Source organism: Kineococcus anabasis, from assembly GCF_054590795.1.
The window spans coordinates 705,687-717,735 of record NZ_BAAIHU010000001.1 but is presented as its reverse complement, the minus strand read 5'-3'; the positions used below and the strand labels follow the sequence as shown (position 1 = coordinate 717,735).

The window sequence follows — 12,049 nt, the reverse complement described above, 5'->3', positions numbered from 1 at the left end:
CCCCCACCCCGACGAACGTCCGCACATCAGCGTGAGACGTTCCGCCAGCCGCGTCCTCCCCGACATGGCGCTCGACCCGGGCACCGCGGACGACCCGCTGCACCTCATCGACGGAGTCCGCTCCTACGCCGGGGTCCCGCTGCGCACCAGCAGCGGCCACGTCATCGGCGCGGTGTGCGTCCTCGACGGACACGACCGGGTCGTGCGGAATCGCCGGAGCGAAACCCACGTCCACGACTTCCAGTGGCTGACGGGCCCGCAGCTCCACGGCTTCACCAGCGGCGGTGCGCCCCTCACGACAGGTGGCGTGGAGGAGTCGATCAGGAACTTCCTCGCTGAGGTCGACCCCGGACGGGCTACCTGGACCAGCTGCGGACGCCCTTCGCGAGCCTGCTGATGCCCGTGGCGCCGCATGGGTCCTGGCGTCCCGGCGAGAACACGTCAGATGGGGCGACGGGGCTCGGAGCGCCTCGCTGGACCGAACTGTGCCTGGTCCACGACCGCGGACTCCCGTCGTCGTGGTGGAGTGCTGCTCAGCTCACCGCGACGGTTCAGGGAGGTGGGAGAACCGACGCCGGTAGGCCGTGGGGGTGGTGGCGAAGGCTGCGGAGAAGTTCTGCCGGAACGTGACGGGGCTGGAGAAGCCACAGGCGGAGGCAACCCGCTCGACCGTCCAGTCGGTGGTCTCGAGCAGGACGCGCGCCTCGGCCGTGCGCTGCTCCAGCACCCACCGCGCCGGAGTGGTGCCCGTCGCGCGGGCGAACTGGCGGATGAAGCTGCGCCGGCTCATCCGTGCCTGCCCGGCGAGCCGGTCGATGGAGAGGTCCTCGTGCAGCCGGGCCAGGGCCCACTGCTGGACGTCGGTGATGGCGTTCCTGGTGGCCGGCTGCGCCAGGGGGCGCTCGACGTACTGGGCCTGGCCGCCCTCGCGGTGCGGGGCGACGACGAGGCTGCGGGCAACCCGGGTGGCGATCGTGGATCCGAGGTGCTTGCGCACCAGGTGCAGGCAGGCGTCGATGGAGGACGCGGTGCCCGCGGAGGTGAGGACGTCGTCGTGGTCGATGTAGAGCACGGAGGTGTCCGTGCCGGTACCGGGGAGTCGTTCGGCCAGGGCGGGCAGCATCTGCCAGTGCGTGACGGCCGCTCGTCCGTCCAGCAGTCCGCTGTCGGCCACTGCGAACGCGCCCAGGCACAACCCCGCGATCACGGCCCCTCGCTCGTGCGCCTGCCGCAGGTCGTTCCGGAAGACGTCGCTGCTGGGGCGCACCGGCTGCGGCCACGAGGGGATGACCACCATGTCCGCCCACTGCAGGACCTCCGGCCCCTCCACCTCCCCGAGGGGGTAGCCCTCGACGGTGCGGACGGTGCCGGGGTGGTCGGACCACAGCCGGCACGTCCAGTCCTCGGCGAGGCCCAGGCGCCCGAGCTCGCCGAACACCATGAGCGGGGCCGCGAGGTGGAACATCGTGATGTCGTCGAAGGCGTAGACGGCGATCCGCACGGGGGCCTCCCGGAAGTGGCGCGAAATCATCGTAACCCTGCATCCAGGCCACTCGTGGAGGGCCGTCGCCCCCCGGACGATGGTTCCCGGCCCCGGAGAAGGAGCCGCCCCGACCACGTGCAGGAGTGACCCGTGACCGCACCGCACCGCGCCCTCGTCGTCGTCGACGTCCAGCAGGAGTACTTCAGCGGCCCGCTGGCGATCCAGCACCCGCCGCGGGAGACCTCCCTGGCCAACGTCGTCACGGCGGTGGCGACGGCGAAGGCGAACGACCTGCCCGTCGTCCTCGTCCAGCACCGCCTGCCCGAGGGCGCCCCGGTCTTCGTCGAGGGCACGGCCGGCTTCGAGCTCCACCCCGACCTCGAGGTGGTCGTGGAACCGTCGTGGAAGCGGATCACGAAGTCCTTCGGCAGCGTCTTCGCCGGCACCGACCTCGCCGCCTGGCTGCGCGAGCAGGGCGTCGACACCGTCAGCATCGTCGGCTTCATGACCAACAACTGCGACCTGGCCACCGCCGTGGAGGCCGAGGGCCTGGGGTTCGAAGCGGAGGTCCTCTCCGACGCCAGCGGCGCCGTCGACCTGGCCAACGAGGCCGGGCACGTGTCGGCCGAAGCGCTGCACACCACGCTCATGGTGCTGCTGCAGTCGAACTTCGCCGCTGTGGGCACCACCGAGCAGTGGGTGGAGGCGGTGCGGAACGGCTCGCCACTGCCCAAGGACGACCTCGTGCGGTCCGCGACCCGGGGTCGCGACCGGCGCGCGGCCTGACGTCGCGCTCGCGCGGGTCGTGGGGCCGGTCGACGTACACGGGGTGGCCCGGTCCGTGTACGTGCTCGGAGCCGCCCGTGCGGGCACTCCCGCGGCAGCGGCGTCACCGAGCCCGGGCGGAGATCGCAGGCGTGCCCTAGGGCGTCGGTCAACGCCGCGGGGTGAGCGCCACGACGGCGTCAGCGACCTCCTGCGGTCCCAGCCCGTCGGTGTGCACCACCGGCCCGAGATGGGCCAGGGCCGCTGCTGCGGCCTCGTACCGGGCGAGCTGCTGGGTGCGCCAGACCCGGGCGTCGACGTCGCCGGCGTCCGCGGCGATGCGCTCCTCCAGCGCGGCGGTGGAGGCGTGCAGGGTGACGTGCAGGACTTCCCGCCCCCGCTGCCGCAGGCCGTGCACGATCCCGGCCAGGTGCCCAGCGTTCAGCACGCTCATCGGGACCACGACGTGCCGCCCATGGCGCCCACGCCGGTCGATGCCGGCGATCGTCACAGCGCGCCACAGCGTCAGGTCCTGGAAGTCGCCGGGGTGGACGAGGCCCACGGTCCGCTTCAGCACCCATCCCCACCGTTCGGGGTTGAAGACACCTGCTCCGGGCAGCCGGGAGGCCACCTCGCGGGCGGTCGTGCTCTTGCCGACCCCGAAGGCACCGTTGATCCAGATGATCACGGATGCAACCTAGAGGTACCCGCCCCGTCGAGGATGCTCAGCCCTTGCCGGCGTGTGTGGCTGAGCCGTGTGGACCGTGCGCTCAGCAGGTCCTGCACGATGCGGTCGCGCTGGTCCGTCCAGCCGAGGTGTCCTCCTCAGCTGCACCGGTGCGCATGCCCGGGACCCTGCGGACCGGCGCTGGTGTTCCGGACACGGCCCCGCGCCGCCACCACGCCAACGCCCGTACGGGCATCCGCACACGCCGCCATCGGTGCGCGGTCAGGGACCTCCGGACGTCCGCCCGTGCCGCTGGTGCGGCGCGATCGTGAACCGTCCAGGACGTCCGCACACGTCGGTGCCGGTGGGAACGTCGAGAGCTGCGGCCTCGACGCGATGGCTGCCCGTGCCGGTGCAGGATGACGGCATGACGGGACCAGTGCCGCGCAACGGGCTCCTCAGACCTGCGGACAGCTCCGAGCCGGCACCAGCGCGGCCCCACGGTCGCGCAGCAGGGGAGCCCCCGCTCCTGCTCGATCCGCGGCGAGGTGGCAGCCTGATCGGCCTCGTCGGCGGCATGGTGTTCATCGGCAGCTACTCGGCCGTGCTGGGGCCGGTGGCGTCGACGGTCGCGTGGGCCGCCGGGATCGCTGGGGTCGTGGCGGCGCTGTTCGCCCACTACGTCCGCCCCGTGCCCCTCGGGCCGCTGGCCCGCCCGAGCCTGCTCGCCCTGGTGACCTACGGCGGCTGTGTCCTCGGCGAGCTCGTCCTCATCGCGCTCGGTTCACGAGCCTTGCTGGCGGCAGGGCGCGGCGAGTTGCGACCGGCCCTGATCGCCGCTGTCGTCGGGCTGCACTTCCTCCCGTTCGCGTGGGCCTTCCGCGAGCGGATGTTCCTCCACCTCGGCGGGGCTGTGGCACTCCTCGGTGCGGTCGGGATGTCGGCGGGCGCTCTCGGCATCCCGCGCGCGGCCGACGTGCTGGCCGTGCTCGCCGGCCTCGTCATGATCACCTTCGTCGCAGCCTACGCACGGGGACGTTTCGCGCCTTCCCCGGCGTCCGGCGACCGCTGAGGCAGCCGCAGGAACCGGGGGACTGACCACGTACCGTCCGAGCGGACGGCCGGACACCCTCCACGAAGGCTGCGCTCGAGGCGCTGCACGGGTGGGCGGGTCCACCGCTGTACGCCGGGGACGCTCTCGACCGGAGCGGGCGGTCGCCCGCTCGGACTCCCGGTGGTGGCAGGCGCCGTCGTCGCCTTCGCGCTGTTGCCGGTGATGTTCGCGCGCCGGGCGGATCACCGCTCGCTCCGCAGCATCCGCAGGGCAGGGTCCGGCGGCAGGCCGACGCTCCAGCGGCTCCCTCCCCGGGAATGCGATGAGGGCTCCGGAACTTGTGGAGACCGGTCGATCCGGTACATGTCCCCGGGCCTCACCTTCGCCGCTGTGAGCGGCCACCGCGTGCGACTTCGTAGGGTGATCAGCACGAACGGACCGGCAGCGGCGATGAGCGTGCTCCCCGCGTTCCTCATCACCGGGATCGTGACGGTGACGACGACCCGGGCCGCTGCTCGCGGTGACCTCGTGCGCAACGGCCTGGTCGGCATCCGCACCCGCGCCACCCGCAGCAGCGATGCCGCACGGGAAGCCGGTCACCACGCCGCGATCGCTCCGATGTGCTGGTGCGCGCTGACCTGCACGGCAGCAGCTGTCGTGGTGCTCCTGGTGGCAGTCACCGGCGGTCGGCGGATCGCGCGCTCCCCGGCAGCGGCGCACGTCGCCGGCGGCCCTGGTCGCCCTGCGGCGGATCAGGGTCAGGTCAGGGTGGGCGAGGGTGGCGTCAGGCACCCCGACGTCTCCACGATGGACGGTGTGAGAACCCCCGTCCCCGGAAGGCCCCCACCCCGGCACCGACGCGCCGTCCACGCCCGTCCCCGGCCCCGCGCGCCCGACCGCGAAGAGCCGGTCCGGAGCATCTCGTGAGGGATCGAGCGAGGACGAGGGAGCACCTGTACCTCCGCTACGCGTACAACGATCTGGTCCGGAACAAGGGCGTCAACGCCGCCCTGATCGTCATCCTGGTCCTGAGCGCCTTCCTCATGGCGACCGGATCGATGGTGGTCGAGCGGCTCACGGGATCGGTCGGCGGGCTCTTCGAGCAGGCGAAGCCGCCGCACTTCCTGCAGATGCACAAGGGCGGGTACGACCGGTCGGCGCTGGAGACGTTCGCCGCCGGGCACGACGAGATCGACTCGTGGCTCGTCACCGAGATGGTCGGCTACGGGAGCAACGCCCTGAGCTGGCACCGCCCGGCCACGGGCGAGTCCGGTTCCATGAGCTCGAGCCGGTTCGACAACCTCTTCGTGACGCAGAACGACGAGTTCGACCACCTCGTCGACGAGAACGGGGACACACCCGAGCCGGCGCGCGGCGAGGTGTACGTCCCGGTCAAGTACCAGCAGGCCTTCGGTCTGCAGGCCGGTGACACGCTGACCGTCTCGACCGACCGGGGACCGTTCGCGCTGGATGTCCAGGGGGTCGTGAAGGACGCCCAGATGGCGGCGTCGGCGAACAGCGGGACGCGCGTGCTGATCTCCGACGAGGACTTCGAGCAGCTCCGGCAGGCTGGTGGTCTGCCCGAGGTCATCGTCGAGTACCGGCTCTCCGACGCGGGACTGGCGAGCGACTTCCAGGGCGCGTACGAGTCCGACGAGGCACTGCCGAAGAACGGCCCGGCGATCACGGGTCAGCAGATCCAGATCATCAACACGTTCAGCGACGGCCTGTCGGCCGTGGCGCTGATCTTCATCAGCCTGCTCCTCGTCGTCGTCGCGCTGCTCACCCTGCGGTTCGTCATCACGGGAACGCTGGAGGACGAGGTCCGGGAGATCGGCGCCATGAAGGCGATCGGCATCCCGGACCGCGCGATCTCCGGCCTGTACCTGTCCAAGTACACCGTGATGACACTGGCCGCCTGCGTCGTGGGTGGCATCCTCGCGATCTTCGCCACGAACTCCCTGACGAAGAGCCTCCAGGCGAACTACGCCGCGGCGGAGACGGGGCCGTGGACGTTCCTGGTGCCCCTGATCGCGCTGGCGGCGGTCTTCCTGACCGTGGTCGCGATCTGCCGCCGCGTGCTCGGCGGGGTGCGGAGGATCGAGGTCGTCAACGCCCTCGTGCACGGCAGCACGCTGAACCAGGAACAGACCGCCCGGCGCGCCGGACGCCAGGCGCGCGGGGTGCGGCGGACCGGCCTGACGTCGTCGTCGGGCGCGAGCATCAACCGGCGCCTCGCCTTCCTCGACCTGCGGGCCGAGGGCGGGCAGTGGATCCTCCTGCCCGTCGTGTTCTTCCTCACGGCGGTGCTGATCACCGTGCCGGCCAACCTGCTCAGCACGTTCGAGAGCCCGCGGTTCGTCACCTACATGGGTGCGCCTGAGCGCGACCTGCGCGTCGACGTGCAGTTCCAGGACGAGGTCGACGGTGTGCGCCAGGAGGTGGCCGCCGCTCTGGAGGGCGACGAGCGGCTCGTCGACCTGCGGGCCTACGCGAGCGTGCAGTACCGGACGGGGAGCGCAGGAGGGGTGGTGAGCCTGCCCGTGGAGGTCGGTGACCACTCCGGCGAGACGGTGCGGTTCACGGAGGGCGGCGCGCCGGAGGCCGGGCAGATCGCGCTGTCGGCGCTGAACGCCTCCGAGCTCCAGATGGGCATCGGCGACACCATGACCGTCGAGCGCGGCGGCAGGTCGACCGAGGTCGAGGTCAGCGGGGTGTACCAGGACCTCACGGCCGGTGGGAAGACCGCCAAGATGCAGGGCGATGTCACGCAGGGCGCGTCCGCGTACCACTTCTACGCCGACGTGGTCGACGGCGAGGATCCGGTGACCGTCGCCGGTGCGCTGGAGGAGCAGTTCCCCACCGCCGTCGTCCTCCCGATGGCGGAGTACCTGGAGCAGACCTTCGCCGGAACGACCGACGCGTTCCGGAGCGCGGCCCGGCTGGCGCTGGTCTTCGGGATCGGGGTGGCGCTGCTCGTCACGAGCCTGTTCCTCGAACTCCGGCTCACGCGGGACCGGTCGAAGATGGGCGTGCTCTCCGCGATCGGGTTCTCGGCGAGCGAGGTCATCGGGCAGGTGCGGACGAAGACGCTGGTGACGGCGGTCGCCGGCACGCTGCTCGGGATCCTGTTCGCGGCGACGGGCGGGGAGACCCTGGCGAGCGGTCTGCTCGCCGCGCTCCGGATGAACATCTCGGACCTGACGTTCATCCCCGACCCGTGGCTCGTGTACGCGCTCCACCCGTTGCTCCTCGTCGGGGCGGGCCATCTCGGCGTCGTCCTGCTCACCGCCGGTGTCCGGGGCGCCGACAAGAGCCGGTGGCTCCGGGGATGAGGGGAGAACTCATGATCCAGGACGTGACGCTCGAGTCGCGGGCACTCACCAAGACGTACTTCTCGACCGAGGCCCCGACCGCCGTGCTCCGCGGCATCGACCTGTCCGTGCGGGCGGGGGAGTTCCTCGTCATCATGGGCGCGTCCGGCTCGGGCAAGTCGACGCTGCTGTACAGCATCAGCGGCATGGACCGGCCCACGGGCGGGAAGGTCCTGCTGGAAGGACGCGAGCTGACGTCCCTGAGCGACGCCGAGATGGCCGACGTGCGCCTCAGGCGGATGGGCTTCGTCTTCCAGCAGGCGCACTTCCTCGGCAACCTCGACGTGCGGGACAACATCCTGCTGCCCGCGCTCAAAGCCGTGTCCAGGACGGGCGAGGACGCCGCGATCGCACGTGCGGACGCGCTCATGGAGCGGTTCGGCATCGCGGACCTCGGGAACCACGGCATCACGCAGGTCTCCGGCGGCCAGCTGCAGCGGGCCTCCCTCTGCCGGGCGCTGGCGGGCGAGCCGTCCGTCCTGTTCGCGGACGAGCCGACGGGAGCGCTGAACAGCAGGATGTCGGCCGAGGTCATGGACGCGCTGACGGACGTGCACCGGAGCGGGACCACGATCGTCATGGTCACCCACGACCCGGCCGTCGCCGCCCGCGGCGACCGCGTCGTCTACCTCCGCGACGGCCTGCTCGTGGCCTCGCACGAGCCGGGGCGGTGGCGGGAGGGGGAGGCGCGGCAGCGTGAGGACGGCCTCCTGACGTGGCTCAGGAACCTGGGCTTCTGACGCTCCGGCGACCCGGCGGACCGGCCCGTCACGGTCACGCCGACCCGGGGCAGCGGCCGAGGCCGTCCTGGTGGGCGAGCAGGACCCGGTCCTGCTCGCCGACCGCACACCTCCGGGCAGCCACGAGGTGGAGGTGGCGCACACGGGGTGCACCACGCCGAGCGGCGACCGCCCCACCGGCACGAACGCGCCCCGCCCGCGGTGAGGTCGGGTGCCCGTCAGCCCTTGGGTGCCTTCACGGCGAGCACGGGGCAGTCGGCCTCCAGGAGCACCGTCTGCGCTTCGCTGCCGAAGATGAGCTTGCCGGTGGGGCTGCGGCGGCGCAGGCCGATGATGATGGCCGTGGCCTGCTGTTCCTCGGCCGCGCGCAGCAGCTGCTCGGCGGCGTCCCGGCCCTCGACGCGCTGGTGGAGTTCGAACTCGACGCCTGCTTCCTCCAGGCGCCGCTGGGCGGCGGCGAGCTGTTGCTCGTCGGCGAAGCGCGGATCGACGATCTTGTCGCCACGGGAGGTGTTGAGCACGTACAGCGCCTCTCCGCGCCGGTCGGCTTCATCGAGGGCGAACGTCAGGGCGGCATCCCCCTGGGGGCTGGGTGTGTAGCCGACGATGATGGTCATGACTGCTCCCGTCCTGCACCGGGCCGGGCCGGTGTCTCGATGGTGTCGCCGCTGCCGTGGGTGCCGGTGGCGGGGTTGTCGCGGCTGGGCGCGTCGTCGGCGTGGGCCGAGGCCAGGACCACCTCACCGAGGCGGCGTTCGCGGCGCTTGAGGTAGAAGCTGCCTGCCAGCAACAGGAAGAGCGCGCCGTACGTGGCGATGGTGAACGGCGTGCTGACGAGGACCGCGAGATCTCCCTGGCTGATCTGCAGCGCGCGGCGCAACTGCTTCTCGGCCAGCGGGCCGAGGATGAGGCCGATCACGGCGGGCGCGACGGGGTAGCCGTGCACGCGCATCGCCCAGCCCAGGAGTCCGAGCAGGAACAGCAGGACGAGGTCGGTGGTGGAAGACCCGACGGAGTAGCTGCCGAGCGCGGCGAAGGTGAGGATGCCGGCGTAGAGGTAGGGGCGGGGGATCTGCAGCAGCTTCACCCACACCCGGGCCAGCGGCAGGTTCAGGACCAGCAGCAGCAGGTTGCCGACGTACAGGCTGGCGATGAGCGCCCACACCAGCGCTGCCTCGTCGGTGAACAGCGTGGGCCCGGGGTCGATGCCGTAGCTCTGGAAGGCGACGAGGATGACGGCCGCGGTCGCCGATGTCGGCAGGCCCAGGGTCAGCAACGGCACGAGGACACCGGCGGCGGCGGCGTTGTTCGCGGCCTCCGGCCCGGCCACGCCCTCGATGGCGCCCTTGCCGAACTCCTCCTTGCGGCCCGACACCTTCCGCTCCAGCCCGTAGGAGAGGAACGTGGCGACGTCCGCGCCGCCGGCGGGAATCGTCCCGATGGGGAAGCCCACGAGCGAGCCACGCAGCCAGGCGGGCCAGGACCGGCGGAAGTCCTCGCGGGTGAACCACGACCCGGAGATGGGGACGAGGGGGATGGGTCCGCGGCGCATCCGGGCCGCGACGAGCAGGGCCTCCCCGACGGCGAAGACACCGACCGCGACGACGACGACGTCGATCCCGTCGGCCAGCGCCGGCAGGCCGAAGGTGTAGCGCTGTTGTCCGGTGATGAGGTCGGTGCCGATGAGGCCGATGAACAGGCCGATCCCGAGCGAGGCGATGCCGCGGGCGGGGGAGCTGCCCATCACCGCGGCGACGGTGAGGAAGGCGACGACCATCAGCGCGACGAAATCCGCTGGGCCGAGCTGGACTGCGAACTCGGCGAGGACCGGTGCCAGCAGGGTGAGCCCGAGGGTGCCGATGGTGCCGGCGACGAACGAGCCGATCGCGGCGGTCGCCAGGGCCGCCGCGCCGCGCCCGGCCCGGGCCATCGCATTGCCCTCCAGGGCGGTGATGATCGACGCCGATTCGCCGGGGGTGTTCAGGAGGATCGAGGTGGTCGACCCGCCGTACATCCCCCCGTAGTAGATGCCCGCGAACATGATGAGCGCGGCCTCGGGTTCGAGGGAGTACGTCAGCGGCAGCAGCAGCGCGACCGTCATCGCCGGGCCGATGCCGGGCAGGACACCCACGGCGGTGCCGACCGTGACGCCGATGAGCGCGTACAGCAGGTAGGCGGGGTTGAGGGCCGTGGCGAACCCGTCCGCGAGCAGGCCGAAGTCACCCAAAGCCGATCACTCCCGACAGCGGCCCTGCGGGCAGGTACAGCCCCAGGACCTGGAGGAAGAGGATGTGGGTGCCGACGGCGATGACCAGGCCGACGACGACCGGGCGCCACACGGGCCGGGCGCCCAGCGACCAGGCCGTGCCGCCGAAGAGCAGGGTGGCCGCGATCGGCCAGCCGAGGGGCTCGACGAGGACGACGAGCGCCGCGAAGGACCCGGTGAGCTCGGCGACGGTGACCCAATCGGTCCCGGCGGAGGCGTCGACGTCCTCGGAGTCCTCCACCTCCCCGCGCCGCCCGGTCAGGACGGCGGCGACGACGGCAACGCCTGCGGCGATGAGCAGCATCCCGACCGCGTAGGGGAAGACGCGGGGCCCGACGGTGTTCTGGGTGCCGGTCTGGGCGATGGTGCCGGCATGCACGACGGTGTAGACGCCGAGGGCGGTGATCGCCACGGGCAGCAGCAGTTCCGGCCAGCGCCGGGGGCGAGCAGGTGCCGACGCAGCGCCGGCACCCGTCCCGGCGCCGGCGGCGCCGAGTGCGGGGACGCCTGTCACGACGTCAGCCCGATGTCCTTCAGGACGCCCTCGACGCGGGTCTCCTCCTCGTCCAGGAAGGCTTCGAACTCGGCCCCGGAGAGGTACTCGTCGTCCCAGTCGTTGGTCGCCAGCAGGTCCTTCCAGGACTGCGAGGCGTGCATCTGCTCGACGAGGGCGGACAGTTTCTGCCGGGCCTCGTCGCTGATCCCCGGAGGCGCCACCACCCCACGCCAGTTGGTCAGGGTGACGTCGTAGCCGGCCTCGGTGATGGTCGGGACGTCGAGGCCCTCGACGCGCTCTTCACCGGAGACGGCCAGAGCGCGCAGATCACCGGAGCGCACCTGCTCGGCATACTCCCCGACACCGGAGATGCCCGCGGACACCTGTCCTCCCAGCAGAGCGGCGAGGGACTCACCACCACCGGAGAACGGCACGTAGTTGATGTTGGCGGCGGGGACGCCCGCCGCCTTGGCCAGCAGCCCGGCGAGCATGTGGTCGGTGCCGCCTGCGGATCCGCCGGCGATGGCCACGCCCTGGCCTCGCGCGGACATGTCCGCCACGAGGTCCGCGAGGCTCTGGTAGGGGGAGTCCGCCGGCACGACGATGATCTCGTCCTCGCCGGTGAGGCGGGCGATGGGCGTGACGTCGTCGAGGGTGGCTTGCGAGCCGTTGGTCTCGATCGCGCCGACCATGACGAGACCCATGACCATGAGGAAGTCCTCGCTGCGCTCGTTCTTCAGCTCCGCGAGGCCGACGGTGCCTCCCGCGCCGCCGACGTTGCTCACCTGCACGCTGCCGGCGAGCTCCTCGCCCTCGATCGCGGAGGCCATCGCGCGGGCGCTGGAGTCCCAGCCGCCGCCCGGGTCGGCGGGCGCCATGATCTGCAGGCGGCGGATGCGTTCCTGCCCGCCGCCGCCGGGGGAGGTGGAGCCGCCCTCGGAGCACGCCGTGGTGAGGGCGAGGGTCCCGACGGCGAGCACGACCGCGGCGCGGCGGGTGAGGAGACGGTGCGTCGGGGTGCGGGGGACACCGCGTTCGGCGGCTCTGGTGCGGGTGGTGGCGGCGGTGCGGAGCACGAGTCCTCCTCGTCGAGGGTCGTCAGGGTGCTCGAACCGTAGGAGCGGGGCGCCCGGGCCGGGCGTTGCGGCGGCTATTGGTCGTTCCGGTCGTTGTGGTCGCCGAGCGGCGCCGTCCGGGGAGCGCT

Annotated in this window: 12 protein-coding genes; 6 read left to right on the top strand and 6 right to left on the bottom strand. The window is 72.0% G+C overall.

What is annotated here, in order from left to right:
* Positions 1-31: 31 nt before the first annotated feature.
* Complete coding sequence (locus ACYQBY_RS03310; protein ID WP_459642359.1) at positions 32-397, top strand: hypothetical protein; 366 nt, start codon at positions 32-34, stop codon at positions 395-397.
* 141 nt (positions 398-538) lie between these two features.
* On the opposite strand, the gene ACYQBY_RS03305 is transcribed toward ACYQBY_RS03310, so the two are convergent.
* Positions 539-1,501, bottom strand: a complete 963-nt coding sequence (locus ACYQBY_RS03305; RefSeq protein ID WP_459642463.1) for a GlxA family transcriptional regulator — start codon at positions 1,499-1,501, stop codon at positions 539-541.
* Between the two features lie 132 nt (positions 1,502-1,633).
* Between ACYQBY_RS03305 and ACYQBY_RS03300 the strand changes: the two genes are divergently transcribed.
* Complete coding sequence (locus ACYQBY_RS03300; protein WP_459642358.1) at positions 1,634-2,269, top strand: cysteine hydrolase family protein; 636 nt, start codon at positions 1,634-1,636, stop codon at positions 2,267-2,269.
* 148 nt (positions 2,270-2,417) lie between these two features.
* Here ACYQBY_RS03300 and ACYQBY_RS03295 read toward each other — a convergent pair whose 3' ends face one another.
* Positions 2,418-2,936, bottom strand: a complete 519-nt coding sequence (locus ACYQBY_RS03295) for an AAA family ATPase (RefSeq protein WP_459642357.1) — start codon at positions 2,934-2,936, stop codon at positions 2,418-2,420.
* Positions 2,937-3,492: 556 nt separating this feature from the next.
* Here ACYQBY_RS03295 and ACYQBY_RS03290 point away from each other — a divergent pair.
* The 4 genes from ACYQBY_RS03290 (at position 3,493) to ACYQBY_RS03275 (ending at position 8,288) form a co-directional block, all read left to right on the top strand.
* On the top strand, positions 3,493-3,987 hold the full coding sequence (locus tag ACYQBY_RS03290) for a DUF7010 family protein (RefSeq protein ID WP_459642356.1): 495 nt from the start codon (positions 3,493-3,495) through the stop codon (positions 3,985-3,987).
* Between the two features lie 905 nt (positions 3,988-4,892).
* Positions 4,893-7,304, top strand: a complete 2,412-nt coding sequence (locus ACYQBY_RS03285; RefSeq protein WP_459642355.1) for an FtsX-like permease family protein — start codon at positions 4,893-4,895, stop codon at positions 7,302-7,304.
* Positions 7,305-7,315: 11 nt separating this feature from the next.
* Positions 7,316-8,083 (top strand): ABC transporter ATP-binding protein, encoded by a 768-nt coding sequence (locus tag ACYQBY_RS03280; RefSeq protein ID WP_459642354.1) that lies wholly within the window; start codon positions 7,316-7,318, stop codon positions 8,081-8,083.
* A 70-nt stretch (positions 8,084-8,153) separates the two neighbouring features.
* Positions 8,154-8,288 carry a hypothetical protein gene (locus ACYQBY_RS03275; RefSeq protein WP_459642353.1) on the top strand — a complete coding sequence of 45 codons (135 nt, stop codon included), beginning with the start codon at positions 8,154-8,156 and terminating at the stop codon, positions 8,286-8,288.
* A gap of 13 nt (positions 8,289-8,301) precedes the next feature.
* On the opposite strand, the gene ACYQBY_RS03270 is transcribed toward ACYQBY_RS03275, so the two are convergent.
* Genes ACYQBY_RS03270 through ACYQBY_RS03255 form a run of 4 tightly spaced genes read right to left on the bottom strand, consistent with a single transcriptional unit; the run spans position 8,302 to position 11,825 of the window.
* Entirely contained in the window at positions 8,302-8,700 is a 399-nt protein-coding gene (locus ACYQBY_RS03270; protein ID WP_459642352.1) for a universal stress protein, read from the bottom strand.
* A complete protein-coding gene (locus ACYQBY_RS03265) occupies positions 8,697-10,310 on the bottom strand; it encodes a tripartite tricarboxylate transporter permease (protein ID WP_459642351.1) in 1,614 nt (537 codons plus the stop codon). Before ACYQBY_RS03265 ends, ACYQBY_RS03270 begins: the two co-directional genes overlap by 4 nt.
* A complete protein-coding gene (locus ACYQBY_RS03260) occupies positions 10,303-10,863 on the bottom strand; it encodes a tripartite tricarboxylate transporter TctB family protein (RefSeq protein ID WP_459642350.1) in 561 nt (186 codons plus the stop codon). The genes ACYQBY_RS03265 and ACYQBY_RS03260 overlap by 8 nt, the downstream gene beginning before the upstream one ends.
* Positions 10,860-11,825, bottom strand: coding sequence for a Bug family tripartite tricarboxylate transporter substrate binding protein (locus ACYQBY_RS03255; protein ID WP_459642462.1), 966 nt, complete (start codon positions 11,823-11,825; stop codon positions 10,860-10,862). The genes ACYQBY_RS03260 and ACYQBY_RS03255 overlap by 4 nt, the downstream gene beginning before the upstream one ends.
* Positions 11,826-12,049 lie beyond the last annotated feature (224 nt).